The sequence below is a fragment of the Bacillus suaedaesalsae genome (genome assembly GCF_016890225.1).
In the GTDB taxonomy this organism is placed as follows: Bacteria; Bacillota; Bacilli; order Bacillales; family SA4; genus Bacillus_BS; species Bacillus_BS suaedaesalsae.
The window spans coordinates 127,172-154,133 of record NZ_JAFELM010000045.1; the positions used below are offsets into that span (position 1 = coordinate 127,172).

Sequence of the window (26,962 nt, forward strand, 5' to 3'; positions counted from 1 at the left end):
AAAACAGTTAATAGCGATTCATCGCTATTAACTGTATGAATTATAGTGTTTAGCACTTTACTTCGCTAAACAAACGATATCATATTTAGATAATTCATGCAATAGATTAAGCAGGCTGTCTTTTACGGTTCTTTGCATTTACAATGCTAGGACGATATTTAGAGCCAGGCACAGAAGGTCTGAACACGATTTTCAAAAACGCCATCGGTTCAAATGGTAAAAATGGCCATAAATATGGTGTATTGAGCGATCGAATACTCGCTAGAAATAATACATATAACGTAAACCCTACTATTAAACCAGGCACGTGGAATAGAGCTACTAGTATTAACAAAATTAGTCTAGACATTTTGTTTGCAATACTTAACTCGTAACTTGGAGTAGTAAACGATCCGATCGCGGCTACAGCAACATATAAGATGACTTCAGGCACGAACATTCCTACATCGATCGCGATCTGTCCAATTAACGCTGCTGCTATTAACCCCATCGCTGTTGATAATGGAGTTGGAGTATGGATGGCTGCCATTCTTAAAAACTCTATACCAAAATCAGCAAGGAAAATCTGAACAATTATCGGGATATTCGTCTTTTCGTTTGGTCCGATAAAGCTTATAGGTTCAGGTAAAAGATGTGGTTCAAGAACGAATAATAGCCATAAAGGTAAAAGGAATAAAGATGCAATAATACCAAGAAAACGGACCCATCTAACAAACGTTCCAACTGATGGAGCTTGACGATATTCCTCTGCATGCTGAACATGATGAAACATCGTTGTTGGCGTAATAATGACACTTGGTGATGTATCTACCATAATAATGACATGTCCTTCTAATAGATGTGCCGCAGCAACGTCAGGTCTTTCCGTGTAACGAACTAGTGGATATGGATTATAGCCTTGTTTAACGATAAATTCTTCTACTGTCTTATCTGCCATCGTTAATCCATCTGTTTCAATGCTTTGGATTTCCTTTTTTATAATATCAACAAGATCCGGGTCTGCAACATCAGATATATAAGAAATACATACATCAGTCTTCGAGCGTTCACCAACTTTTAATATCTCGTTTCGTAGTCGTTCATCTCTTATTCTTCTTCTCGTTAATGCTGTATTGACTATCAAATTTTCAGTGTAACCATCTCTTGCTCCCCTAATTACTTTCTCGGTATCTGGTTCTTGTGGCGAACGACCTGGATAGCTTCTAAGGTCAACTACTAATCCTTTTTCTTCACCCTCTACTAAAAATACAACTAAACCAGAAAGTACTTGATCCACAACCTCATCAAGATTTCGAATTACAGCAACCTGTTGATGATTAATACGGTTTTCAAGTACACCTATAGCGTTACCATTCGCTTTTTCTTTTTCATTCAGGTCAACAAGTTCTCTAAGTATGTCAACTATAAATTGTGAATCAACTAGCCCGCTTATAAAGAGCATATTAATATTAGTTCCTAATATTTTAAATTTCCGTATCCCTAAATCAAAGCTAGTACCAAAACCTACGCGGTCTTTTAAATATTGCTCATTAGCCGCAAGTTTTGGAGATATCGGTTCATTACTTTTCGATTTCTCGCTCATTAAGTCCATTCCTTTCTAGGATGATTTCAACTGCCTTCATCGTAATTGGACATCCTTTTGAAATATCATCTTTTCCTGCCATCTTGCCAATGTCACCTATCCCAACAATAATTGGTACATTTAATTGATCTAGACAATATACTGTGTCTCCATTTATTCTGCCAACTTCTAGTTCCTGTAGTCCATTTTTGTCAATGCCAAACTCTGTTAATTCTCCAAATCGATCAATGCATACATCAATCTTTGACCATTCATCTTGGTGGGAATTTGAGGCAACAGCAATAACCCCTAGAACCTCAATTTGCCTGTGATTCGCAACGTATATCAAGGCACGTTCTCCTGCTCCCTCGCCAATGTAGCCACAGTCATCAAATAAAACGAAAACAGGATCATATGGAGTTTGTAAGATAAGGTTTACTAGCTTTTTTCCAGAAAGCAGGGAGGGATTACCTTGTGATTGCGAAATGCAACGTCCACCAATGCTTGTCGCCGCATGTTGGACCGCTCTCAATGCATATTCATCACCATCTGTTACAAGAATAACCTTTCTCTTCTTCTCCATCCTCATTATCCTTTCGGCTTAAAGATTAGGGCTATGATAAAAGAAAATAGTATTGCAGAAGAAATACCTGCACTCGTTAGCTCGAATATTCCCATTCCTATTCCTACAAATCCATGTTCATCTGCTTGTTCCATTGCACCATGAAGCAAGGAATGTCCAAAGCTTGTGATTGGTACAGTAGCCCCTGCTCCTGCAAATTCAATCAGCTTGTCGTAAATTCCAAAACCATCTAAAACCGCTCCCGTTACGACAAAAATACTCATTACATGAGCTGGTGTTAGTTTAGCGAAATCTAAAAGCAACTGACCAATAATACATATAGCACCGCCAACTAAAAATGCAGTTACGTATTCCATGAATTCTCACCTTCTTGATTTGCTTCGAACACAACACCATGAGCAATGGTAGGTATCGTTTCTTTTTGTTGAATCATAATTGGATTTAATAAGGCACCTGTCGCAACCACGAAAATACGTTTATATTTACCAACTTTGATTTGATCTAAAAGATAAGAATATGTTACAACTGCAGAGCAGCCGCAGCCACTACCTCCAGCAAATACTTCTTGATCAGGTGAATACACCATTAATCCACAATCATTATGAACAGCGGAAATGTCTATTTCGTCTTCTAATAATAATTCTCTAAGAATGGGAGAACCAACAGAGGATAAATCACCTGTTACAATTAAGTCATAATCTTCTGGTGTCCGATTTAAATCGAGTAGATGTTGTTTAATTGTATCTGCTGCAGCTGGTGCCATTGCCGATCCCATATCGTTTGGATTTGTTACACCGTAATCGATCACCTTTCCAATCGTGGCACTTGTTATTTTAATCGGACTTTTCTTTTTTGAAATCATAATTGAGCCAGCACCTGTAACCGTGAAAGTAGCTGTATCCGGTTTTTGTCCACCATATTCCGTTGGATTTCTAAATTGCCGTTCTGCAGTAGCATTATGACTACTTGTTGCAGCAATCACTTGATTAGCAAAACCACCATCAAGTAACGCTGATCCTACCGCCAGTGTTTCCATTGAAGTTGAACAGGCTCCAAACATACATAAGAATGGTATTTGCTGTGTTCTAGCTACATAATTACTGGTTACATTTTGATTAAGTAAATCTCCCGCTAGAAGTAAATCAACGTCTTCTTTTGTGGCATTTACTTTTGACAAACTTAACTCAATCGCCTCATTCATTAGACGTCTTTCCGCAAGCTCCCAGTTTTCTTCCCCACAATATAAGTCATTAAAAGTTTTATCGTAATAAGAACTTAGGGGTCCATTCGACTCCATTGGACCAACTGCTGTGCCGGTGGATTGAACAAAAATGTCATCTTGAAACAACCATGTTTGTCTTCCAGCTAGCTTCATACTCTTCCCTCCAGGATAGCCAAATCTTTCTTAGAAAACGAATCGAATGATATATCTAATAATGCCGACAATATAGGCAGACACAACTCCAAATACTATGACATTCCCAGCTAATTTAAACATGTTCGTAGCAACACCTAAAACAATTCCTTCACTACGATGTTCTAATGCTGCACTCGTCATGGAGTTAGCAAAGCCTGTCACTGGAACAGCAGATCCCGCTCCAGCAAACTGCCCAATTTTATCGTAAATACCTAAGCCAGTTAATATAGATGATAGGAGTATTAACGTAGCGACGGTTGGATTACCCGCACTTTTTTCTGTAAAGTCAAATACGTCAATAAAAAAATTTTGAATGACTTGTCCTAGTGTACAAATTAAACCTCCCACTATGAAGGCCTTTATACAGTTTGAAATATACGGTGTTTTGGGGTGAAAAGATTTTATTTGCTTTAAGTAATCCTTTTTCATTGTAGTCCTCTTACCCAAAGCGTCTCTCTCCTTTCTATAAATCCACAAAATAAATCCAATGATAAAGTGAACCTACAATTTTTCCCATTACGATTGCCATGAGTAAAATGATAATTCGATCATAAATACCCATGCGTTTTGAAAGGATTGGAAAAACATTTAACACTTCTGTTAATGCGGCAGCTAACATACCTACAAATATTCCATACATTGCTCCAAGTGGAATTAGCCAATAGGATGACATAAAGAAACTATAGTCTCTCAAGCTTAGAATCCCACCAATTATTGCTCCTCCAACTATTCCCCATTCATAACCTTGTACATAGGCTACTGTTTTTGTAAGTTGTGTTAGTCTTGGTATAATTCCTAGTACCGATAAAAAGGCAACAATTCCTGCACCAACAGCGAGACCACCTGCAAGACCGATAAATATGACGAGGAGATATTTAATTACCATCGTGTAACTTCTTTACACTTTCTTTGTTTTCTTTAAGCATGACGTATCGGTCTAAATCTTGTTGATAGTTAAACATTTCAACTTCAAGTGGACTTGGTTCTTCATTAATACGCTTCTTAAATAAATGGTTAAAAAATAAAATCATACCAAGACCAAGACCAAACGAGTAAGGTATCTGAAGTAATAATGGTTTTTCATTGTGTTTACCTGTAATGATAAAGTAAATTCGTTGATGTACTTCTCTCATACTAACATCTTCATGAAAGTTCATAATGGTAAGTGCCGCACCGATAAAAAGGAGTAGCCAAACACCAATGAAGTACACTAGTGAGAACTTCCGTTTCCTATACTCGATTTCGACAATAGATTGTGTCGGTCCAATGGACTGAATATCAATAGCAGGGTATGTGGAGTGAATTTTATCAATAACTGTCATCACATCAATAACAACAATGTTCTTATCACTCATATTGACATGATAAACGACCATATTTTCGATTTTTTCTTTTAACGATTCACTTGAAATAATCTGCGCAAGATTTCCGATGGTTACGGTGTGATTAGGTTTGACTAAGATCTTGTGGCGCATTCTAATATATAAAGTTTCTTCCATCGTTCTCACATCCTACACAAGAATTTCCTTGTAGATGTAGTATGCTTGTTAACAGATTCTCTGATTCTCAAATGGCGAAGACTCCATTAATTACCAAGCTTTTCGCTTTATCACTTTAAGGGAGTGGGGGACAGGCCCCCACTCCTTTAAAGTGATAAAGCATGGAAACATTAAAAAAGATCGAATGGGATTAAACGCCCATTCGATCTTTCATTTGTTGTAGTATTTTCTTTTCTAGCCTTGAAACTTGAACTTGTGATATCCCTAAACGGGAGGCGACTTCTGATTGTGTTTGATCTTTGTAGTATCGCAAGTACACAATAAGTCTTTCCCGATCATCCAAGTCTCTAATCGCTTCTTTAAGTGCTATCTTATCGAACCACCCTGTCTCGGTTTCGTCCGCAATCTGGTCTAAAAGTGTAATCGGATCTCCATCATTTTCATACACTGTCTCATGTATCGAAGATGGAGCACGACTCGCTTCTTGAGCAAGAACAACATCTTCCGGAGTTATTTCTAATTTCTCCGCAATCTCGTGAATCGTCGGAACTCTTCCAAGAATTTTTGATAGTTCGTCCTTTGCTTTTCTAATTTTATTTCCTGTTTCTTTTAACGATCGACTCACCTTTACCGTTCCGTCATCACGGATAAATCGTTGAATTTCTCCAATAATCATCGGTACTGCGTACGTTGAGAATTTCACGTCAAAAGTCAGGTCAAATTTATCTACCGATTTGAGGAGACCAATACACCCAATTTGGAACAAATCATCAGGCTCATAGCCTCTATTTAAGAAGCGCTGAACCACTGACCATACTAAACGCATGTTTTTTTGAATGATTAAGTCCCTAGCTGCTTGCTCACCAGTTTGACTTCGCTTAATTAATTCTTTTACTTCATGATCTTTTAAGTATGTTTCGTTCTTCTCTTTCTTGACCTCCACATCCATACACCATTCTCCCTTAATTACAAAGCGCTTTGCTGTTCGTTAAATGCTTAGTTAGACGGATGGTAGTTCCTCTTGTTTCATGAGAATCAATATCAAAATCATCCATAAAGTTCTCCATGATGGTAAAGCCCATTCCAGAACGCTCAAGCTCAGGCTTTGTTGTAAATAATGGCTGACGAGCTTCTTCTACATCGTAAATTCCAATACCTTCATCACGAATTGTAAGATGAACAGTATTTTCGTCTAATACAACGGAGATATAAACAATTCCTTTTGGATCATTCTCATAACCATGAATAATCGCATTTGTAACTGCTTCTGATACAACTGTTTTAATCTCGGTTAGCTCATCCATGGTTGGGTCAAGTTGAGTAATAAAAGCAGCTACTGTAACACGAGCAAATGACTCGTTTTGGCTAAGAGCAGAAAATTGAATATGCATTTCGTTTCTCATGTTAGGCCACCCCCAATGTTTGGAGTGCAAACTGTTCGCTTTCTTCTAAGCGAATAATTTTAAATAAACCTGACATGTCAAACAACCGTTTTACAGCAGGTGAGATTGAACAAACTACCATCTCTCCACCCGCGTTTTTAATTTGCTTATAACGTCCTAAAATAACACCTAAACCAGAGCTGTCCATAAAAGAAAGATGCTCTAAATTTAATATGATGTGATTAATTGAATTCTTTTCTAATGAATCTGTAACTCTTGTACGCAACTCTTCCGCTGTATGATGATCTAACTCTCCTACAAGACGGATGCATAGTACGTTGTGTTTAACTTCTAAGTCGATGGAAAGACTCACTACCTATTCCTCCTTAATTTAAGCTAGTGAGTCAATTTCTATAAAAGATGTCAAATTCCTTCCCACCTGACAAAACTAGTGCTTTTTCGCCTAAATTAGTCAACATATTAGGAAGTTTTCGTGAATAAACCAACGGTACGTTTAAATAATTGCCACCAAGATGCCATCTCAACATCTTTTGCTGCTACAAGTTTACTATCAATCATTACCTTATCGTCTTTCTTTAATATTAATTGTCCAATTTCATCGCCTTTTTTAACAGGAGCTTTTAGATCCTCCTTTAAAACGATTTCTTGAGTAACATCATCCACCGCTTCACCTTTTTTTGTTAATATTGAAATGCTCTCTGATGTAACGGCATCTACTGTCTTTGTTGCGCCTTTACTAACTTTCACCTTAGAAACGACTGCAGAACGTTCTAACATTGGATGTGTTTTGTATTGGCTGAATGCATAATCTAACATCTTTGTTACTTGTGCGTTACGGTCTTTCGGAGTGGAGGCACCCATAACTACTGCAATGACACGCATATTATCTTTCTTCGCTGTAGCAGTTAAGCAATACTTCGCTTCGCTTGTATATCCCGTCTTCAATCCGTCTACTCCCGGATAAAACTTTACTAAACGATTTGTATTAACAAGCCAAAACTTCTTGTCAGTTCCTTCGCGCAAATAATCTTCATATAGGCTAGTAAACTTTGTGATCATCTCGTATTTTAATAGTTCTTTCGCCATTAACGCCATGTCATGAGCGGTACTGTAATGATCCTTTGCAGGTAGACCGGTTGGATTGACAAAGTGAGTATCCTTCAAATCAAGTTCCTTCACTTTTTCATTCATCATTTTGACGAAGTTCTCTTCTGATCCTGCAATTCTTTCAGCCATTGCAACAGATGCATCATTACCAGATGCTATGGCAATTCCTTTTAACATTTGCTCAACTGTCATTTCCTCACCTGGCTCTAGGAAGATTTGAGAACCTCCCATTGAAGCGGCATATTCACTAGTTCGAACCTTTTCATCTAGCATTAAATTCCCTTTATCAATAGCCTCCATAATTAAAATCATTGTCATAATCTTCGTCATACTTGCTGGTGGAAGCTTTTCATTACTATTCTTATCATAAAGAACTGTTCCAGTATCACGTTCAATCAGGATTGCAGATTTTGCATCCGCAGCTAAGTTCAATTCAGATTCTTCAGCCATTGCAAAAGTGGGTAAAAACAATGATAACGCAATAGAGATGTATACAATACGGTGTAAAAGTTTTTTCATCATTACAGAAACCCTCCATTCTTTATACCTGTCATTATTTTCAAAACAGATGACATTTATACAGGAATTTTGGAAGAATATCCAATTTTTTCTTTTGAGACCATTAAGAGTGGAGGAGAAAGTCTAGGAGATAAAGAAAAACCGGGGAGATTTCCCCAGTTTAAGAAGTAATTGTCGTATAAATTAATGTTGGTGCATCTACCTTGGTATCAGATATTGAAATGGATTCATAAATTCGGTTCTTTATTTCCTCCACATTTTCTGAGTTACTATGGATGGTAACAAGAGATTCTCCTTTTGATACAGAATCTCCGACTTTCTTATTTAAGACTAAACCTACTGCCAAATCAATTGTAGATTCCTTCGTTGCTCTTCCAGCTCCTAAAATCATTGCAGCTGTTCCAATTTCATCGGCAATAATTTCGGATACATGACCGTCCGCTTGAGCAGGAACTTCTATAATATAGCTGGCTTGAGGAAGCTTCTCTGGATTGTCAACTACCGAAGCATCTCCACCTTGATTAGTTAAGAAGATTTTAAAAGTTTCAAGTGCTTTTCCGTTATTCATTACGTCTACTAACTTTTGACGGGCTTCTTCAAGTGAAGAAGCTTCATTAGCTAAATAAACCATGTAACTTCCAAGTGTTAAGCAAAGCTCTTCTAAGTCTTTTGGTCCTTTTCCTTGCAAGGTGTCGATTGCTTCTTTAACTTCTAATGAGTTACCTATCGCAAACCCTAAAGGTTGGCTCATGTCAGATATAATCGCCATCGTTTTCCGTCCAACGTTATTACCAATTTCAACCATCGCCTGAGCTAGTTGCTTAGAACCTTCTAGATCTTTCATAAAGGCTCCAGCACCTGTTTTTACATCAAGTACGATAGCATCTGCACCTGCGGCAATTTTCTTACTCATAATTGAACTTGCAATTAGTGGAATGGCATTTACTGTTGCGGTTACATCACGCAATGCATAAAGCTTTTTATCAGCAGGTGTTAAGTTTCCACTTTGTCCAATAATTGCTATTTTATGTTCATTCACTAAGTCAATAAATTTTTCATTCGAAATTTCAACTGTAAATCCATCTACCGCTTCCAATTTATCGATTGTTCCACCAGTATGACCTAAACCACGTCCAGACATCTTAGCTACCGGAACACCAACTGCTGCCACCAGTGGTCCTAATACTAATGTTGTCGTATCGCCTACTCCACCTGTACTATGCTTATCTACTTTTATCCCATCAATCATGGATAGATCAATTTGGTCTCCAGATTCAACCATAGCCATAGTTAGATAGGCACGCTCTTCAGGCGACATATCTTGAAAATAAATCGCCATCGAAAAAGCACTCATCTGATAATCAGGAATTTCTCCGTTTGTATATCCTTGAATGACGAAATTAATCTCATCTTTTGTAAGAGCTTCTCCGTCTCTCTTCTTTTCAATAATATCAACCATTCTCATTAGTCAAACACCTCATTTTTTTTGACTGATTAAACAACCGCTAAAAATTCTTTTACTAAGCTAATGAATTTCGGCTTTGCTCGGTTAGCTACTTCTACAACTTGGTCGTGAGTTAATGGCTCTAGTTCTTCACCGATCGCCATATCTGTTACACATGATATTCCTAATACCTTTAATCCCATATGACTCGCTACAATTACTTCAGGTACTGTGGACATCCCAATCGTATCTGCACCTAAGTTGCGAAGCATGATTAATTCTGCTGGTGTCATGTATGTAGGTCCTGTTATTCCAGCATATACACCTTGTTGGACATTTATATTTAAGGTTTGTGCAACTTTTTTAGCCTTCTTGATGTATTCTGGTGAATAGGCGCGGCTCATATCTGGGAAACGAGGACCGAAGTTTGCTTCGTTTGGACCAATTAACGGATTTGCCCCTGTCATATTTAAGTGATCCTCAATTAACATTAAATCACCAGGTACAAAGTCTTTATTCATTCCACCACAAGCATTTGTTACGACGATTGAATGAACACCTAATCCTTTCATTACACGAACAGGGAATGTGACTTCTTGCATTGAATAGCCTTCATAGTAATGAAACCGACCTTGCATCGCAATAACATTTTTTCCTAATAGTTTACCAACTACTAGCTTCCCTGCATGTCCTTCAACCGTTGAAATTGGAAAGTTCGGAATGTTCTCGTAATCAATTTTTATAGCATCTTCAATTTCATCAGCTAATTCCCCAAGTCCAGAGCCTAAGATAAGCCCGAATTCTGGCTTAAGCTTTGTTTGACTTTCAATATACTCAACCGCTTCTCTCATTTTCCCATAAACGTTCTCCATTAATTGTTTCCCCCGATCTCCTTAACCGTTCCTTTTACAAGTGATAGGAAGCTTGTTTTTACCATTTCTGTCGTTTCCATCACTTCATCATGGGTTAATGGCTGATCTAAAATTCCCGCTGCCATGTTCGAGATACAAGATATCCCTAAAACGGTTAAGCCAGCATGACGTGCAACGATAACCTCTGGAACGGTAGACATACCAACCGCGTCTCCACCAAGTGTACGGATCATGCGAACCTCTGCTGGAGTTTCATAGGAAGGACCAGTGTTACCAACGTAAACTCCCTCTTGTAAAGATATACCTAAGCTTGATGCAACGTCTTTTGCTTTTGCACGTAGTTTAGGGCAGTAAGCAGCAGACATATCAGGAAAACGAACGCCAAATTCAGGATTATTCGGACCAATTAGAGGGTTTTGCCCCATGTTATTAATATGGTCAGTAATTAACATTAAATCTCCAGCTTTAAATGAAGTATTTACTCCACCTGCTGCATTCGTTACGATTACTGTTTCTACACCAATTTCCTTCATAACGCGTACAGGGAACGTCACTTTATCTAATGAATATCCTTCATAGAAATGGAATCTTCCTTGCATGGCAACTACTTGTATTCCTTCTAACTCCCCAATGACAAGTTGACCTGCGTGTCCTTCTACTGTTGAAACAGGAAATTCCGGTATTTCATGATAAGGCAATGTGATTGGGTTTTGAATTTCTTCAGCTAACACCCCAAGACCAGAACCTAATATTAATCCAATCTTAGGTCCAGAAGTTAATTTATCTTTAATATAAGAAGCGGCACGTTCAATTTGAATTTTTTCCATTTAAATCTCCCCCTATTTTAATTCGTTTAAGAAGCTTGTGCCGTGCTTTGGCAAGGTCACATTGAAATTTTCTGCAATAGATGCACCAATATCAGCAAAAGTAGAACGGATTGGCAATTCTTTTCCACCGTTAAAGGATGGACTATATACTAGTAATGGAACATATTCACGCGTATGATCAGTTCCATGATGAACCGGATCATTTCCATGGTCAGCTGTGATGATTAAGAGATCATCATTTCTTAAGTTGTTAAGCACTTCTGGTAAACGAGCATCGTATTCTTCTAATGCCAAGCCGTATCCATCCGGATCTCTTCTATGTCCGAATAACGCATCAAAATCTACTAAATTTAAGAAACTTAGGCCAGTAAAATCCATTGCGACTGTCTCGTTTAGCTTATCCATGCCATCCATATTGGACTTTGTTCGTAACGTTTTAGTTACGCCTTCATTGTCATAGATATCAGAAATTTTCCCAATAGCAATGACATCTAAATGATTGTCAGCCAATTCATTCATAACTGTGCGTCCAAAAGGTTTTAATGCATAGTCATGTCTATTCGCCGTTCTTTTAAAATTACCCGGTTCCCCTTCAAAAGGACGAGCGATAATACGACCAACCATATACTTTTCGTCTAACGTAATTTTTCTAGCATACTCACAAATTTCATATAATTCATCTAATGGAACGATTTCTTCATGAGCTGCAATCTGCAATACAGAGTCAGCGGATGTATAGACAATTAACGCACCTGTTTCCATGTGCTCTTTGCCCAACTCATCTAATATTTCAGTGCCAGAAGCAGGCTTATTTCCTATTATTTTGCGTCCTGTTTTCGTTTCTAGATCTTGAATTAATTCATCTGGAAAACCATTTGGGAACGTCCTAAAGGGTGTTTCAATATGTAAGCCCATGATTTCCCAATGACCTGTCATTGTATCCTTACCATTTGAAGACTCTTCCATCTTCGTATAATAAGCAAGGGGTTTCATTGCTTTTTCAATGCCTTTAATTTCTGTAATATTACTTAAACCGAGCTTTGCCATATTAGGCATGTGTAACCCATTTCGATGCTCAGCAATATGTCCTAATGTATCTGATCCAACATCATTAAATTTATTTGCATCCGGTGCTTCACCAATACCTACTGAATCCATTACAATTAAAAAAATCCGATTAAAAGGATACTTACTCATGTTTTACCTCCTTAAGTAACTTCTTTAGTTTTTGTATTATTCCCATTCATTATTCCAATTACTATGTAACTTTCAAGTTTAATAACGTCAGAGGTCAGACAACTAAAGTATAACGTTGATTCAGGAAACTATCAATCTATAACATAAAAAAAGTAGAGAATCCTCTTCTCTACTACGCTCTTGGGTGAAAGCTTTTATATACGTCTTTTAATCTAGCTTTTGTAACATGTGTATAAATTTGTGTCGTTGATATATCTGCATGTCCTAACATCTCTTGAACAGCCCTTAAGTCTGCCCCATTCTCTAATAAATGAGTGGCAAAAGAATGTCTTAACGTATGAGGAGTTAGTTCCTTTTTAATATTTGCTACTTCCGTCAGTCTCTTTAAAATTTTCCAAAACCCTTGTCGTGATAGTCGATTTCCATGATGATTTAAAAATAATGCATCTGTTTTGGTTTTACCGACTAGCTTGCCTCTTGCTTGATTCATATATTGTTCAAGAGATTCGGTTGCAGCTCGGCCAATTGGTATAATTCGTTCCTTGTTTCCTTTTCCTATACATCTTAAGAAGCCCATCGTTAAATGGATATCCCCTAAATTTAGCCCAATTAATTCCGAAACACGAATTCCGGTAGCATATAGAACTTCAATCATCGCCTTATCACGAAGTCCAAATGCAGTATCAAGACTCGGAGAATCTAATAACTGCTCAACCTCAGCCATTGATAATACTTTCGGTAACGTACGTTCAGGCTGTGGTGTTTCAATATGAACGGACGGATCGTGTGAAACAGCTCTGTCTCGTAATAAAAACTGGTGAAACGATCTAATCGAAGCAATATGTCTAGCAATTGTTCTTGATGAATGTCCTAGTTCCTTAATATGCTTTAGGAAGTTTATAATATGTAGGCGTGTCACTTCCTCAAAAGATTGAAGCTTCTCTACTTCTTCTTGAAATTGAATATATTTCTTCAAGTCCCGTTTATATGAAGTAATTGTATTGTCAGATAGTCCTCGTTCTACGACTAAATAGTGTAAGAAATCTTGTAATTGATCATTCAATTTATTCTACTCCCCGGACTTATAAAATAACATTAAGCGGTCAATCAGTGTAGATTCAGGCTCAGTCAGACTTGCTGTTACCTTGATGGCAGAACCTTTTGGCTCATCATAGCGATGATAATTTTGATACTCCTGATTAATCCACATAAGTCCATAATAAAACATAATTGTACATCCCGTAAACAATAGGAACACTTTTAATGTATTTAATACTAGTTGAAGCCACGTTTTCATGTCATTGCCCCCAATACACCTTCTCTTCTTTATTAGAAGATATGCCAAGAAGGACAAACTTTATACATAAATTAATGGATTTTGTCTATTCAATAAATATTGGTGAATTATACAGTTCAATTTACTGATGATAGGCAAAATACCCTAATACACCAGACCATCCGATTTTGATTACTTTAGAATGCAACATACGTGATGATCCGTTGGTGTCTAAAGTATTTGAAATAAATTATGAGTAAAGAGGCTGGGACATAACTAAAAAATCATCCTCAAATGCGAAAAACATCTAAATTATTCTACCTATTGGATATTATACTTTTTTCGTACCCTTTGTTATTTATTAATCAGTTAAGTGGAAGAACTAGTTCGTTCCATTGCGCTGCAGACACTCGCTTTCCGCGGGGAGGAAGCTGAGCCTCCTCGGCTACGCCTGCGGGGTCTCAGCCTTTCCTCTACTTCCCGCAGGAGTCGAGTGTCTTCCGCTCCATTCCACTAGTTTTTAAAATAGTATGCGAAATCAAACAAATCTATTAAAAGCAACAAATAAAGACCCGAACTATTAGGTAAAAGCTATTGCCTAATAGTCGGGTCTATCATTGGCTGAAATACTATGTCCCAGCCTCTTTACATACTATTATTCTTCTTCCGCATCTACTTTATCATGGCAGCGATAACAAATACCATGGAAAGTAAGACGATGATCTTTTATTTTAAAGTTCCAATCGCGTTCTACGATTTGTTCAACATCCTCTAATAAGTCATCTTGAATTTCATCAACAGCCCCGCATTCCATACATACCAGATGGTGATGGAAATGTGCAGCTCCCTCTTGTCTAAGATCGTATCTAGAAACTCCGTCTCCGAAATTAATTTTATCTACTACTTTTAGTTCTGTTAATAATTCTAACGTACGGTATACAGTAGCTAGTCCAATTTCAGGAGATTTTTCCTTAACGAGGAGGTACACATCTTCCGCGCTTAAATGATCTTCCTCATGTTCTAGGAGCACCCTAACCGTTGCCTCACGTTGAGGAGTAAGTTTGTAACTGGAAGAATGCAAATGCTTTTTTATCCGGTCGATTCTATTTTCCATGAAATAAATTCCCTCCCTCGCCCTTCACTACCTAATTATAGCAAATGAGAGGAAAGTGTCAAAATAAAATAATTATCATCTGATATTTAGAGATATTTTTATTTAATAATAATTATTTATTGATAATTTGAACAACTTGTTTCATTAAAATAGGTGAACTATATGCTTCGAAAGCAGATGCAACTAAAATAAATAAACACACAACAACTGCTACGGCAGTGTATCTAACAAAAAACTGCATAAACGGCATATTCGCTCGCTTTACTAATATTTGTCCGATTAATCGTAAAGAGAAAGAAACTGCTACTGTACCAGTTATGATAAATGCAGGAATTATGATTAAATTTTGTGGTAAAACCGACACAAATGAAAGTAAAAACCCTTCCCAGCCAAGCTGATTCACAAGAAAACCGACAGTGAATCCTACCACGATCCCTTTTAAAAATAATAATATTAATATTACTGGTAGACCAATAATCGAGATTCCTAGAATCCACATTAAGACAACATACTTAATATGATGAAGATAGCTCTGAATAAATACTTCATTGGAATTCGTAAGCTCTCCATTAGAAACTTGTCCAAAGAAGCGACTTATATATAAATATAAATCTGTCTTCTGACTAATACTTAAACTGTTAACAACAATCGCCCCAAAAACAATTCCCATCATAAATAATACTGTGATAAATAAATATATGGACGAGTGGTCTTTTAAGTGCTGCGCTATTTTATGTTTCCAAGATTGTTTTCGCATTGTTTCATCCTCCTATATTGTTTTCTCTAAGTAACTTGATATTATTCTGTTAAATGCTTGGTGAATCAAATTGTCACCTAACATGTATATTTATAATCTAGTAAGGAACTCTTACTTGATTCTATGAGGAAAAATGAAATCTATGACCATTTACTAGAAGAAAATATTTCCACATATAGTAAAGAATATGATATACTCTCAAAAAGCTGAGGAGTGTGAACAAAGATGAACCCGATTATGCTAGATTTCCCCACTGAATTTACGACTGACCGTCTTTTAATTCGTTGGCCTTTACCTGGTGATGGAAAGGTTGTTTATGATGCTATTGTAGCTTCCCGTAATGAATTGAGGGAATGGCTACCGTTCGCCCAAAAGGAGCAAACCGAGGAAGAAACCGAAGTTAACCTTCGCGAATCACATGCAGAGTTCTTAAAAAGAGAGGATTTAAGATTACTAGTTTTCCATAAGGAAACAGGAGACTTTATCGCCTCTTCAGGATTGCACCGTATTAATTGGGAGGTACGTAAGTTTGAGATTGGCTACTGGATTGATACTCGTCATAGTGGAAAGGGTTATATGACTGAAGCCGTAGAAGGAATTACAAAGTTTGCTTTCAAGGAACTTGAAGCAAGGCGTGTTGAAATTCGTTGTGACACTGAAAACATAAGAAGCCGTGCAGTGGCAGAACGACTCGGCTTTGATTTAGAGGGAATTCTTCGAAATGACGCTTATGATGTGAAAGGAAAACAGTTAAGAGATACCTGCGTTTTTGCTAAAATTAAATAAGCCCCTACCAACGGGGCTTTCTACTTAAAACACATTAACCTTCCCATATTTACCGCCTCCGCCTTCTTGGAAAGAAAGCGTTCCTTTTCTTGCTCTTATTATCGATTCAGCAACCGTTTCTGACAGCAATGATCGAAGTGCTTCTTCTGGTGCTTCGTGTATGATATTCATCTCTGTTTTAAAATAATCACGAAGCTTTAACATCGTTTTTTTACCAAGTCCCGGGATAAATTCAAGAGGAACTTGATGGATATATGGAGGGCGAGATTGGTTATCACCGGAATGAGTCTTTAACTCGAGTAAACGATCATAAACCCCTTTTATAACTTTACTTTTCCCACAATTCGAACATGCTTCCGTTGTATCTTCTAAGATGGTTAAGCAATCGTCACACGTTGTACGATGATATTTACCAAGCTTCGGATCTAAACCGTAATTGGCAACAATTTCCCTACCATCAGTTCCGTGCAGAGCCTTTCTTAGTTCTTCAAAAGATGGAGTCTTCATTTTAATTTTTTGATATTCTCGTCCAATCTTCGGTAATGAATGGGCATCTGAATTCGTAACAAAACTATATCGATGAAGTTCTTCAATCTGATCGGCCATATTTGTATCTGAGCTTAAACCTAGTTCAACTGCATCAATATAATCAGGATGGAACACTTCTTCAAGAGTAGCCGTCACGCCTCTTCCATATAAACTTTTATAAGGAGTGAAAATATGCGCTGGAATAAATAGCCCATTAAGTTCCCTCACTTTTTCTTGAAGGTTTCTCCCTGTTTCATACATTCGTTGTGAGCTTAACGTAATGTTTTTCATTCGATCAGACATCCATGAAGAAAACTCAAGCATTTTGGAGATCGTTGGGATAAAAGCTAAAACATGAATGGGACCTTTACAATGTTCATCATAAATTTCTATCTCACTACCGAGAATGAGTGTTACATGTTGGAAACGTAATCCTCCCTCATCTAACTCGACGACATCGCCTGTATGTATAAGTGCTTGTAGCTCACTTAACACTTCCGGGACATGACAGTCGATAACCCCTATTATGTCGATGCCCTTTACATTTGTAGATTCTTTTAATATATTTTCAATAGTTAGCGACCTAGCACCTGTAATTTTAACTGGTTTCCCAGAAGCCGTTCTTCCGATATGTATATGTAAGTCTGCAAAATACTCTTCCATTATCTTTGTTCAACTACCCTTTTCATTTGTAAATATTGAATAGCATAAGCTGTTTTCGCATCATAAATTTTTTGTTCTTTTACTAACTGGACAGCTTCTTCTAAAGATACTTCCATTACTTCAACAAATTCATCTTCATCAAGATCTAGTTTATCTTGTTTCTTTGTTAGTCCCTCAGCTATATAAAGATGAATGATTTCGTCTGCGAATCCTGGAGACGTGTAAAAGGAAATCAGATGAGTAAGAGATTTGCAATTGTAACCTGTTTCTTCCTCTAATTCTCTTATTGCTGTATGTTCTGGCTGTTCACCTTTTTCAAGCTTCCCTGCAGGAATCTCAATGATTGATCGCTCTAATGCCTTTCGAAATTGCTCAACCAAAATAATTTTCCCTTCAGCTGTAATTGGAATTATAGCAACTGCACCGGGATGTTTCACAATTTCACGATTACTAGTTTTGCCATCTGGTAATTGCACTTCTTCTACAATTAAGTCAATGACTCTACCTTGAAAAATGGTTTGAGATGATAGAGTATTTTCTTCAAATTTGTTCATTTTTCTCTCTCCTCGTTCTATCTTTTTCAAGCTCTTCATACATTCTATCATAGTTAGTTAGGAGGGTGTGCGGCTTGAAAATCTATATACAAGAATCTAGTGTTGCTTTAGTTGGAAAGTCATGGGAAATTAGAAAAAAGCTAAAAGAGTATGGTAAAGATTATGTAACGGTTTCTGATTGGATTAAAAATGAAAGGGTTGCCTCTAAAAAACGTAGTAAAGTTATTCCATTTCCGGATAAACAACTAGATTAGAAATGAACCAGTTATACTACTGGCTCATTTCAATGCAATATCCCATTATTGATTTTCTCAAACACTTCTTCCATCGACTGAATTCCTTTCACTTCATCGCCTTCATCAGTTTGAATCGTCCATTCATCCTTTTCCAAAGCTAGCTCTTTGTTTTCGTTTTTTACGTATGGACGGTTAATCATAAAGGCCTTCCCATCTTTGCGAATGGTGTACCCCATAAAATAATTCGAGCCTTGTCCTTCTTCTTCGTAAATACCTATATCATCTAAATCATACTTCTCTAACATCGGTTCAAGTGAATGAATAAAATCAGCGAGCAATTGATCTCTTTGCTTATAATCCATATAAAAACTCCTCTCTGTTGTTTGTTAATAGTTTGTCCTACTTAATGAAAAATAAATTTTTATGACTAATATTAATTGTAATTTTTGATATGATAAAAGTGGTACGGGAGGGATTACATGAACTATCGAACAATTGGTAACTCTGATTTATTAGTAAGTGAAATCGGATTAGGTTGTATGTCGCTTGGAACGGAAAAGAATAAAGCAAGGGCAATTATTGACCGTTCTCTTGATTTAGGAATTAACTATTTAGATACAGCAGATTTATATGATTTTGGTGTAAATGAAGAAGTTGTCGGTTCTGCAATTAAACATAGACGAAGCGAAGTAATTGTTGCCACTAAAGTTGGCAATAAGTTTGATCATGACAAAGAGGGCTGGAGCTGGGATCCGAGCAAAGCTTATATAAAAAAGGCTGTAAAAGATAGCCTATTCCGGCTTGGTACTGATTATATAGATTTATATCAGTTGCATGGCGGAACCATTGAAGACCCAATTGACGAAACAATTGAGGCATTTGAGGAGTTAAAGAAAGAAGGAATGATCAGATATTACGGTATTTCATCGATACGTCCAAATGTGATCCGTGAGTATGTAAAGAAATCATCAATAATTAGTGTAATGATGCAATATAGTATCTTAGATCAGAGACCCGAAGAAGAAATCATCAACTTGCTTTCTGAAAATAGCGTAAGTGTAATAGCAAGAGGTCCATTGGCAAAAGGACTTTTAACAGATAAATGGCGGGAGAAAATATCAACAAACGGCTATTTACATTTATCGAATCAGGAATTAACCCAAAGCATTGAAGCACTACAAAAATCTCTAGGGGAGAGACATCTGCAGGAATATGCCCTTCGATATTGTTTGTATCAGCAAGCAGTAGCAGCTGTCATTCCAGGGGCGAGCTCAATCGAGCAGGTAGAAGATAATGTTAAATCTGCTATGTCTGCTCCTCTAACTGATGAAGAGGTCAACGGAATTAAAGAAATTATACGTGCAGATCAATATCAACAACATAGATAAAGTGGTACTTTACTCGTACCACTTTTTTGCTTTCTTATCTAATTCTTTAACTAACTCATTTTTCCCTTCACTATATAAATTTGGATTGTGAATGTATTGGGATGCTAGTTTTCGTTTCAACTCTTCATATCTCTTTGCTTCAGTAGGATGTGCAATCAAATAATCTCTAAAAGCTAAGTGTCTTGTAACTTCTGAATGTCCTGCAGGAAAAATATGAACATGATGAGTACGGTCATTTCCTCCTTTCTGGAAATAACGACGATTCTTAATTCCATTTTCACCTTTTGGTTCGTAGCCGATTTTAATAAATATATGATTGAATGAATCCACTTTATCGATGTTATTTACTTCAATTAATATATCGATTATAGGTTTTGCCATCATTCTAGGTATAGACGTACTTCCAATATGGTGAATTTGGGATAACTGTTCACCTAGAACGTTTCTTAAGAGTTGTTCCTCGGTATGATATAAGTTCCTCCAATTTTCCTGGTATGGAACTACTTCGATTTTCCTCATTCTGTACCCCTTTCAATTAGTCTCTCTTCGTAAACAATGTTCATTTAATCAAATTCCTGGCATTTTAAATAGGTCTAAAAAATGGACCATTAACATTTGAGAAAGGATGCCACTTAATCTTACTATTATGTTTTTCTTGACTAGTCCTAATAACAACAATCTATGCGAAAACAACCTTCATTTAAAACATATTTTATTACTTCCCCAACCATACTATTTCTAGAACATAAATTGGAGGTATGATTGTGTCTAAAATGCCATTAACAAGTATTACGAGTGGAATAGGAATTGAGGTGCTGCCAGACTTATATTGTTTTCCTGTTCAAATCGTCAATATTGTCTTTATCGGTAACCCAAACACGAAGGAATTTATATTGGTTGATGCTGGTATGCCTGATTCCGAGGATATGATATTAGCTGAAGTTGAAAACCGTTTTGGGCAGAATGCGAAATGTAAGGGAATTGTATTAACACATGGACACTTTGACCATATCGGTGCTTTAAAAGCTTTAATCAAAAAATGGAATGTCACAGTTTTCGCTCACAAGCTAGAGGAACCTTTTCTAACTGGAAAAGAAGATTACCCTCCTCCTAACACAGAGGTAGAAGGACTTGTAGCGAAAATGTCTCCATTCTTCCCAAGACATAGCATTGATATCGCAGATTCACTGCAATTATTACCAGAAGATGGATCAATTCCAGTTTTACCAGATTGGAAGTACCTTTCCACACCAGGTCATACACCTGGACATATTTCTCTTTACCGCGAAAGAGATGGTGCATTAATTGCAGGTGATGCATTTGTAACGGTGGAACAAGAATCGTTATATGATGTACTTACACAAAAGCAAGAAATTCATGGACCGCCAGCTTATTTCACAATAGATTGGAGCTTAGCATCAAACTCTGTCAAGAAACTCGCTGGATTGAATGCTACTGTTGCGATTACAGGACATGGTTTGCCATTAACAGGACATGACATACTGGATAACTTAACTCAACTTGCAGCCAATTTTGATACAACAGAAGTCCCGGAAAACCGAAAGTAACGCAGAAGCAGACACTATATAAAAATAGTGTCTGCTTGTTTAATTATTTGTATTTATTCCAATCCATTGAGCTTTCGTTCAATAACTCTTCAAACGATTTATTTTTTTCTCGGAGTCTTGCTTCTTCTCTTCTTCGTGCAAGTTCTTCTTCTTGTTTCCGCTCTTGGTCTTCACGAAGTGATTTTTGTTTTGCTTTTAGTTTTTCAACTAAATCACCTTGGAGCCGTTCTTGAAGTAAAAGCTTATCGTCTTCTACTTTTTTCGTCTGCTGATGCCCTTTGTTTCGTTTCTTTGCCATTATATTTCACCCTTTCAGATGAAATTATTATATCAAAGAAGTGAGTTGAATAGAGGTTAAAAACTATTCAGTTTCACATTTTCATCAAGGATTAGTTCTGTCCCTGTTGAGTTCTGGATGTCTTCAACTGAATAACCTTCTGCAACTTCAACAAGCTTCAAGCCATTTTCTGTCACATCAATCACAGCACGATCGGTGATGATTCGATTCACAACACCTTTACCTGTTAGAGGTAGGGTACATTCCTTTAATATTTTCGGTGCGCCATCACGATTCACGTGTTCCATGATCACAATGATCTTTTGTGCACCATGAACGAGATCCATTGCTCCGCCCATTCCTTTAATCATTTTTCCTGGAATCATCCAGTTCGCTAGGTCACCATGCTCAGATACTTCCATGCCCCCAAGAATCGCAATGTTAATATGACCACCTCGGATCATGGCAAATGATTCTGCACTGTTGAAATAAGCAGCTCCTGGAATTGTGGTTACTGTTTCTTTTCCAGCATTAATTAAGTCTGCATCCACACCTTCTTCAGTTGGGTATGGTCCGATTCCAAGTAATCCATTTTCAGACTGCAACACAACTTGTTTATGTTCCGAAATAAAGTTTGCTACTAATGTTGGCATACCGATACCAAGATTTACATAATAACCACTTTCAATTTCCTTTTCTGCTCGCTTGGCAATTCTTTCACGGATATTTGACATATGTACCCTCCTCCCTAGTTTTTCACCGTTTTACGTTCAATTCGTTTTTCTTGATTTCCTACGATAAGGGCTTGAACATAGACACTCGGTGTATGAATTTGATCTGGAGCCAGCTCTCCAATTTCATAAAGCTCTTCCACTTCAGCTATTGTGATTTTGCCTGCTGTAGCAATCATAGGGTTAAAGTTTTGGGCCGTTTTGTTATAAATCAAGTTCCCCATCTTATCAGCTTTCCAAGCGCGAACTAAGCTGAAGTCAGCTGTATACGCTTCCTCAAGTAAATATTCTTTTCCATTATATACTCTTGTTTCTTTACCTTCTGCAATCGGTGTTCCAACTCCAGCTGGTGTATAAAAAGCTGGAATTCCCGCTCCACCCGCTCGAATCTTTTCCGCTAAAGTACCCTGTGGAACTAATTCAACTTCGATTTCACCTGATAACACCTGGCGTTCAAACTCTTTGTTTTCCCCAACATAAGAGCCGATCATTTTCTTGATTTGTTTATTTTTCATTAATAAACCAAGACCCCAATCGTCTACTCCACAATTATTAGAAATAACCGTTAAATCCTTAACTCCTGATTCAACTAAAGCTAAAATTAAATTTTCAGGAATCCCACATAATCCAAAGCCCCCAACCATGATTGTTGAACCGTCTTTAATATCCTGCACTGCCTCTTGAAAAGAAGTATATATTTGCTTCATACGCTCACCTCTCCTTTTGTGTAACCGCTTTCGTTTTATACATTTTCAAGTAAAGTAGCTACCCCTTGGCCTCCACCAATACATAAGGTTGCGAGTCCTGTTTTTGCATTCCTCTTTTTCATTTCATGGATAAGTGTAACTAAAATTCTTGTTCCACTCGCTCCAATTGGATGTCCTAGTGCGATCGCTCCACCATTTACATTTAAAATTTCCTTGTTAAACTGAAGTTCACGGTCTACTGCTAAAGATTGAGCTGCGAACGCTTCGTTTGCTTCAATTAATTCAATATCAGCTAATGACATAGATGCCTTTTCAAGTGCTTTATTCACTGCTGGTACAGGTCCTATACCCATTGTGGAAGGATCTACTCCACCACTAGCGTTCGCTTTAATCGTTACTAATGGTATAATTCCCAGTGTTTCAGCCTTTTCCTTGCTCATCACTATAACTACTGCTGCTCCATCATTAATTCCAGATGCATTACCAGCTGTTACAGAGCCATCTTTTTTGAAGGCTGGACGTAAACCACCTAATTTTTCAGCAGATGAATTTGGTTTTGGATACTCATCTGTATCAAATACAATTGTTTCTTTACGTGTCTTAATTTCGACAGGTACAATTTCATCATTAAACCTTCCTGCTTCTATTGCAGCAACTGCTTTTTGTTGACTTAATGCAGCAAATGTATCTTGTTCTTCTCTAGAAATAGAATATTGATCACAAAGGTTTTCGGCTGTAATTCCCATGTGATAATCGTTAAACGCACACCATAACCCGTCATGAATCATACTATCTACTAGCTTTTGATCTCCCATTTTAAAGCCGTCACGAGCTCCTCTAAGTATATATGGAGCTTGGCTCATATTTTCCATTCCACCTGCAACGACAATGTCTGCATCTCCTGCCAAAATTGCTTGAGTTGCTAAATGTACAGCCTTTAAGCCTGAACCACATACTTTGTTAATTGTCATTGAAGGGGTTTCCACTGGTAAACCTGCTTCAATTGCTGCTTGTCTGGCAGGATTTTGACCTAAACCAGCTTGCAAAACATTCCCCATAATAACTTCATCTACTTGATCAGCTGCTAATCCTGCACGTGATAAAGCTTCTTTGATGACAGTTGCTCCAAGTGTTGTCGCCTTTACAGAAGCAAGTGAACCATTAAAGCTTCCAATAGCGGTACGTACAGCACTAACAATAACTACTTCTTTTGAACTCATTTTTTGTCCTCCTTAATAAAACCATCTACACCTATATTTACTTCTAGTAAAGTGGCAAAATTCCTTTAATTTTGTCAACTTTTCTATTATTCTTGCTTTTCACATTTAGGATTGAATAGAATAGGAGATAGATTGATTTTGTGACAGGAGGAATACCCGTGAATTTACCTAAACACGCAACAATCATTGAAGTGGGACCAAGGGACGGATTGCAAAACGATAAAAGCTTAGTTCCAACAGATGTAAAGATTGAGTTTATTCATGCTCTGAAGGCGTCTGGAATAAATGAAATAGAACTTACGAGCTTTGTCTCTCCAAAGTGGGTACCACAAATGAAGGATGCAAAGGAGATTGTCGCAGCAGTTCAAGACTCTTCGCGCAACATCGTCCTTGCCCCAAATCGTAAAGGAGTAGACATGGCACTTGAATCAAACTGTATGGCTGTTGCAGTATTCGTTGGTGTTAGTGACACATTCAATAAGAAAAACATAAATAAAACTACTTCTGAAAGTTTACTTGAATTGCAACCCGTTATTAAGGAATTAAAGGATAAAGATATTTTCGTCCGTGCCTGTATTTCTACTTCTTTTTATTGTCCGTATGAAGGAAAAATGAATGTGGAGGACGTTGTAAATTTATGTTCTTCGTTCGTAGAATATGGTGTAGATGAGCTAAGTGTAGCTGATACGATTGGAATGGCAAATCCCAAAGAAAGCTATGAGCTTTTTTCTAGATTAAAAGAAGAATTTCCAGATACCTTAGTTACAGCACACTTTCATGATACAAGGGGTATGGCGTTAGCAAATGTTTTTGCTGCCCTCCAAGCTGGTATTTCTCGTTTTGATACATCGGCTGGTGGTCTAGGTGGCTGTCCATTTGCGAAGGGCGCAACTGGAAATGTCGCAACGGAAGATGTTGTGTTTATGCTTCATCAAATGGGTATTGAAACTGGTATTGATTTAGAAGGTATTAAGAAGGCGGTTGATATTATCCGTCCACATATTTCGAGGCACATTGAGAGTAAATATGATCGTTTAGTCCAAGCAAGTCAGTAATCACTGACTTGCTTTTTCTTTTTATCACGAAAGGCATGTATTTTTTATCATTACATAATTCCATTTCAGTTGGAAAGCTTAATAACAGGATATGGGAAAGGAAGGTGAGATCATGGCAAAATCTAAGCAAAACGGTCAAAAAGGAAAACCAGGTAACGACGCGATTAATACAAAAAATGTGATGGCTGCTGAAGAAATGGAAAAGGCAACACATCCTACAGGCAGACAAAATTCAGAGCAATAATAATTATGCAATTTCAAAAAGCAGAAGCTAATTCTGTACTGCACCCCAAAAGTTAGAGTAAAATCTAATTTTCGGGGTGTATTTTTATGGCTAAATACAGTGAAAAATTTAAGTTAAACCTAGTCAAAGAGTATCAAAAGGGGAAATTGGGATATAACCTTTTGGCTAAAAAGTATGGTATGAAGGACAGTACACCAATTTTGAGATGGGTAAAAATATACGAGAGATTTGGTGTGGAAGGCTTAATGAAGAAGAAAAATAAGGAAACATATTCTGTTCAATTTAAGCTAGATGTATTAAGCTTTATGCAGAGAACAGGTTCTTCAGAAACTGAAACAGCCCTTAAATTTGGGCTAACAAACACTCCTATGATAGCCTCTTGGAAGAAGGCATTTCTCGAGGGGGGTCCTGAAGCCCTGGATAGACCGAAAGGACGGCCATCCATGTCTGATAAAGCTAAGAATAGAAAAAATAAACACACCGAAGAAAAAGAAATGACATACGAACAAAAATTGGAACGGGAAAACGAGCTTCTTCGTTTAGAGGTAGAATACTTAAAAAAGTTACGAGCTTTTCAGATGGATCCGGAAAACTATCTCGAAAAGCACAAGCAGCGCTATCACTCGAACTCAAAGAAACCTTCAAACTAAAAGATGTTTTACAAATAGTTGGCATTCCCGAGTCCTCCTATCATTATCATATTAAAATGATGAAGAAGGAAAACCCAGACCAGGGGCTGGAGGAAAGTATTCAATCCATTTTTGACGAAAATAATGGCAATTATGGGTACCGTCGTATCAAACTAGAATTGAAGAATCGCGGGGTTAAGGTCAATCATAAAAAAGTTCAACGAATCATGGATGAACTTGGACTCAAAGCAGATAAGTTTGGGCGAAAATCACGTAAGTATAGTTCGTACAGAGGAACCACTGGAAATGTTGCCAAAAACCTTATCAATCGTCGTTTTTACACAAATGTTTATCATCAAAAGTTAACCACTGATATCACAGAATTCAAGTGTTCAGACAATGTAAAACTATATCTAAATCCAATTATGGATATGTTCAACGGTGAAGTTCTTTCATATGGGATAAGTATGCGTCCAACCTTAGAATTAGTGCTCAGACCTCTCGGGGAAGCACTAGAAATAGTTAAAGATTCAAAGTTCAGAACTACTATACATTCTGATCAAGGATGGCAGTATCAACATATTCAATGGGTAAGTACCCTCAAGGAATACAAGGTGTTCCAGAGTATGTCTCGAAAGGGAAACTGTTTAGATAATTCACCTATGGAAAATTTTTTCGGGTTAATGAAACAGGAAATGTATTATGGAGAAGCACTGTGCTCATTTGAGGAATTAAAAAAGAGAATTGAAGACTATATCTATTATTATAATAACAAGCGTATAAAGCAAAAATTGGCAGGC

At 37.2% G+C, this 26,962-nt stretch carries 34 protein-coding genes and 1 pseudogene; 8 read left to right on the forward strand and 27 right to left on the reverse strand.

What is annotated here, in order from left to right; all coding sequences use genetic code 11:
* Window positions 1-106 precede the first annotated feature (106 nt).
* The 19 genes from JR050_RS19945 to spoIIM all read right to left on the reverse strand — a co-directional run bounded on the left by JR050_RS19945 (window position 107) and on the right by spoIIM (window position 15,576).
* Window positions 107-1,582: a spore germination protein gene (locus tag JR050_RS19945; protein WP_204205415.1), complete on the reverse strand. Its 1,476-nt coding sequence runs from the start codon at window positions 1,580-1,582 to the stop codon at window positions 107-109.
* Window positions 1,560-2,144, reverse strand: coding sequence for a stage V sporulation protein SpoVABEA (spoVAEA, locus tag JR050_RS19950; RefSeq protein ID WP_204205416.1), 585 nt, complete (start codon window positions 2,142-2,144; stop codon window positions 1,560-1,562). The genes JR050_RS19945 and spoVAEA overlap by 23 nt, the downstream gene beginning before the upstream one ends.
* A 5-nt stretch (window positions 2,145-2,149) precedes the next feature.
* Window positions 2,150-2,500, reverse strand: coding sequence for a stage V sporulation protein AE (gene spoVAE / locus JR050_RS19955; RefSeq protein ID WP_204205417.1), 351 nt, complete (start codon window positions 2,498-2,500; stop codon window positions 2,150-2,152).
* Complete coding sequence (gene spoVAD / locus JR050_RS19960; RefSeq protein WP_204205418.1) at window positions 2,488-3,519, reverse strand: stage V sporulation protein AD; 1,032 nt, start codon at window positions 3,517-3,519, stop codon at window positions 2,488-2,490. Before spoVAD ends, spoVAE begins: the two co-directional genes overlap by 13 nt.
* Before the next feature lie 30 nt (window positions 3,520-3,549).
* Complete coding sequence (spoVAC, locus tag JR050_RS19965; protein WP_204205419.1) at window positions 3,550-3,990, reverse strand: stage V sporulation protein AC; 441 nt, start codon at window positions 3,988-3,990, stop codon at window positions 3,550-3,552.
* Window positions 3,991-4,024: 34 nt separating this feature from the next.
* Window positions 4,025-4,447 carry a stage V sporulation protein AB gene (locus tag JR050_RS19970; protein ID WP_204205420.1) on the reverse strand — a complete coding sequence of 141 codons (423 nt, stop codon included), beginning with the start codon at window positions 4,445-4,447 and terminating at the stop codon, window positions 4,025-4,027.
* Window positions 4,437-5,060, reverse strand: coding sequence for a stage V sporulation protein AA (locus tag JR050_RS19975; RefSeq protein ID WP_204205421.1), 624 nt, complete (start codon window positions 5,058-5,060; stop codon window positions 4,437-4,439). The genes JR050_RS19970 and JR050_RS19975 overlap by 11 nt, the downstream gene beginning before the upstream one ends.
* A gap of 190 nt (window positions 5,061-5,250) precedes the next feature.
* Window positions 5,251-6,009 (reverse strand): RNA polymerase sporulation sigma factor SigF, encoded by a 759-nt coding sequence (gene sigF, locus JR050_RS19980; RefSeq protein ID WP_204205422.1) that lies wholly within the window; start codon window positions 6,007-6,009, stop codon window positions 5,251-5,253.
* Window positions 6,010-6,022: 13 nt separating this feature from the next.
* A complete protein-coding gene (gene spoIIAB, locus JR050_RS19985; RefSeq protein ID WP_204205423.1) occupies window positions 6,023-6,463 on the reverse strand; it encodes an anti-sigma F factor in 441 nt (146 codons plus the stop codon).
* Between the two features lies 1 nt (window position 6,464).
* Window positions 6,465-6,815: an anti-sigma F factor antagonist gene (gene spoIIAA, locus JR050_RS19990; protein ID WP_204205424.1), complete on the reverse strand. Its 351-nt coding sequence runs from the start codon at window positions 6,813-6,815 to the stop codon at window positions 6,465-6,467.
* Between the two features lie 107 nt (window positions 6,816-6,922).
* Window positions 6,923-8,089, reverse strand: coding sequence for a D-alanyl-D-alanine carboxypeptidase family protein (locus JR050_RS19995; RefSeq protein ID WP_204205455.1), 1,167 nt, complete (start codon window positions 8,087-8,089; stop codon window positions 6,923-6,925).
* Between the two features lie 160 nt (window positions 8,090-8,249).
* Entirely contained in the window at window positions 8,250-9,554 is a 1,305-nt protein-coding gene (locus tag JR050_RS20000; protein WP_204205425.1) for a pyrimidine-nucleoside phosphorylase, read from the reverse strand.
* A gap of 29 nt (window positions 9,555-9,583) precedes the next feature.
* The gene (locus JR050_RS20005) at window positions 9,584-10,405 is read right to left on the reverse strand and encodes a purine-nucleoside phosphorylase (protein ID WP_204205426.1); all 822 of its coding nucleotides are present in this window, start codon (window positions 10,403-10,405) and stop codon (window positions 9,584-9,586) included.
* Window positions 10,405-11,232, reverse strand: a complete 828-nt coding sequence (locus tag JR050_RS20010) for a purine-nucleoside phosphorylase (protein ID WP_204205427.1) — start codon at window positions 11,230-11,232, stop codon at window positions 10,405-10,407. Before JR050_RS20010 ends, JR050_RS20005 begins: the two co-directional genes overlap by 1 nt.
* A 12-nt stretch (window positions 11,233-11,244) precedes the next feature.
* Entirely contained in the window at window positions 11,245-12,429 is a 1,185-nt protein-coding gene (gene deoB / locus JR050_RS20015) for a phosphopentomutase (protein WP_204205428.1), read from the reverse strand.
* 172 nt (window positions 12,430-12,601) lie between these two features.
* On the reverse strand, window positions 12,602-13,492 hold the full coding sequence (gene xerD, locus JR050_RS20020; RefSeq protein ID WP_204205429.1) for a site-specific tyrosine recombinase XerD: 891 nt from the start codon (window positions 13,490-13,492) through the stop codon (window positions 12,602-12,604).
* Between the two features lie 6 nt (window positions 13,493-13,498).
* Entirely contained in the window at window positions 13,499-13,726 is a 228-nt protein-coding gene (locus JR050_RS20025; RefSeq protein WP_204205430.1) for a YqzK family protein, read from the reverse strand.
* 634 nt (window positions 13,727-14,360) lie between these two features.
* The gene (fur, locus tag JR050_RS20030) at window positions 14,361-14,819 is read right to left on the reverse strand and encodes a ferric iron uptake transcriptional regulator (protein WP_204205431.1); all 459 of its coding nucleotides are present in this window, start codon (window positions 14,817-14,819) and stop codon (window positions 14,361-14,363) included.
* A 112-nt stretch (window positions 14,820-14,931) separates the two neighbouring features.
* Window positions 14,932-15,576, reverse strand: coding sequence for a stage II sporulation protein M (spoIIM, locus tag JR050_RS20035; RefSeq protein WP_204205432.1), 645 nt, complete (start codon window positions 15,574-15,576; stop codon window positions 14,932-14,934).
* Between the two features lie 225 nt (window positions 15,577-15,801).
* Between spoIIM and JR050_RS20040 the strand changes: the two genes are divergently transcribed.
* The gene (locus tag JR050_RS20040) at window positions 15,802-16,362 is read left to right on the forward strand and encodes a GNAT family N-acetyltransferase (protein ID WP_204205433.1); all 561 of its coding nucleotides are present in this window, start codon (window positions 15,802-15,804) and stop codon (window positions 16,360-16,362) included.
* 24 nt (window positions 16,363-16,386) lie between these two features.
* On the opposite strand, the gene JR050_RS20045 is transcribed toward JR050_RS20040, so the two are convergent.
* Window positions 16,387-17,553, reverse strand: a complete 1,167-nt coding sequence (locus JR050_RS20045; protein ID WP_204205434.1) for an endonuclease Q family protein — start codon at window positions 17,551-17,553, stop codon at window positions 16,387-16,389.
* A complete protein-coding gene (locus JR050_RS20050) occupies window positions 17,553-18,107 on the reverse strand; it encodes an NUDIX hydrolase (RefSeq protein ID WP_204205435.1) in 555 nt (184 codons plus the stop codon). Before JR050_RS20050 ends, JR050_RS20045 begins: the two co-directional genes overlap by 1 nt.
* A gap of 74 nt (window positions 18,108-18,181) precedes the next feature.
* On the opposite strand from JR050_RS20050, the pseudogene mciZ reads away from it, so the two are divergent.
* A pseudogene (gene mciZ, locus JR050_RS20420) lies at window positions 18,182-18,292 on the forward strand (Z-ring formation inhibitor MciZ); the annotation flags it as partial.
* Between the two features lie 98 nt (window positions 18,293-18,390).
* Here the strand turns inward: mciZ and JR050_RS20060 are convergent.
* Window positions 18,391-18,705, reverse strand: coding sequence for a DUF5634 family protein (locus JR050_RS20060; protein ID WP_239454499.1), 315 nt, complete (start codon window positions 18,703-18,705; stop codon window positions 18,391-18,393).
* Window positions 18,706-18,822: 117 nt separating this feature from the next.
* Between JR050_RS20060 and JR050_RS20065 the strand changes: the two genes are divergently transcribed.
* Window positions 18,823-19,731 carry an aldo/keto reductase gene (locus tag JR050_RS20065; protein ID WP_204205437.1) on the forward strand — a complete coding sequence of 303 codons (909 nt, stop codon included), beginning with the start codon at window positions 18,823-18,825 and terminating at the stop codon, window positions 19,729-19,731.
* Window positions 19,732-19,740: 9 nt separating this feature from the next.
* Here the strand turns inward: JR050_RS20065 and JR050_RS20070 are convergent, their stop codons facing one another.
* Window positions 19,741-20,250 (reverse strand): GrpB family protein, encoded by a 510-nt coding sequence (locus JR050_RS20070; protein WP_204205438.1) that lies wholly within the window; start codon window positions 20,248-20,250, stop codon window positions 19,741-19,743.
* A gap of 239 nt (window positions 20,251-20,489) precedes the next feature.
* Here JR050_RS20070 and JR050_RS20075 point away from each other — a divergent pair, with 239 nt between their 5' ends.
* Window positions 20,490-21,299: an MBL fold metallo-hydrolase gene (locus JR050_RS20075; RefSeq protein WP_204205439.1), complete on the forward strand. Its 810-nt coding sequence runs from the start codon at window positions 20,490-20,492 to the stop codon at window positions 21,297-21,299.
* A gap of 43 nt (window positions 21,300-21,342) precedes the next feature.
* On the opposite strand, the gene JR050_RS20080 is transcribed toward JR050_RS20075, so the two are convergent.
* The 4 genes from JR050_RS20080 to JR050_RS20095 are packed head-to-tail and all read right to left on the reverse strand — an operon-like array spanning window position 21,343 to window position 24,234.
* Window positions 21,343-21,597, reverse strand: a complete 255-nt coding sequence (locus JR050_RS20080) for a YqkE family protein (protein ID WP_204205440.1) — start codon at window positions 21,595-21,597, stop codon at window positions 21,343-21,345.
* Window positions 21,598-21,653: 56 nt separating this feature from the next.
* Window positions 21,654-22,310, reverse strand: coding sequence for a CoA transferase subunit B (locus tag JR050_RS20085; RefSeq protein ID WP_204205441.1), 657 nt, complete (start codon window positions 22,308-22,310; stop codon window positions 21,654-21,656).
* A gap of 14 nt (window positions 22,311-22,324) precedes the next feature.
* Entirely contained in the window at window positions 22,325-23,014 is a 690-nt protein-coding gene (locus tag JR050_RS20090; RefSeq protein ID WP_204205442.1) for a CoA transferase subunit A, read from the reverse strand.
* Window positions 23,015-23,049: 35 nt separating this feature from the next.
* Window positions 23,050-24,234, reverse strand: a complete 1,185-nt coding sequence (locus tag JR050_RS20095; protein WP_204205443.1) for an acetyl-CoA C-acetyltransferase — start codon at window positions 24,232-24,234, stop codon at window positions 23,050-23,052.
* A 158-nt stretch (window positions 24,235-24,392) separates the two neighbouring features.
* On the opposite strand from JR050_RS20095, the gene JR050_RS20100 reads away from it, so the two are divergent.
* The 4 genes from JR050_RS20100 to JR050_RS20110 form a co-directional block, all read left to right on the forward strand.
* The gene (locus tag JR050_RS20100) at window positions 24,393-25,289 is read left to right on the forward strand and encodes a hydroxymethylglutaryl-CoA lyase (protein ID WP_204205444.1); all 897 of its coding nucleotides are present in this window, start codon (window positions 24,393-24,395) and stop codon (window positions 25,287-25,289) included.
* 112 nt (window positions 25,290-25,401) lie between these two features.
* Complete coding sequence (locus JR050_RS20625) at window positions 25,402-25,533, forward strand: hypothetical protein (RefSeq protein WP_283244099.1); 132 nt, start codon at window positions 25,402-25,404, stop codon at window positions 25,531-25,533.
* Between the two features lie 86 nt (window positions 25,534-25,619).
* Window positions 25,620-26,183, forward strand: coding sequence for a helix-turn-helix domain-containing protein (locus tag JR050_RS20105; protein WP_204203384.1), 564 nt, complete (start codon window positions 25,620-25,622; stop codon window positions 26,181-26,183).
* The coding region (locus tag JR050_RS20110; protein WP_346726756.1) for an IS3 family transposase at window positions 26,084-26,962 on the forward strand (879 nt) is incomplete at its 3' end. The genes JR050_RS20105 and JR050_RS20110, both read left to right, overlap by 100 nt.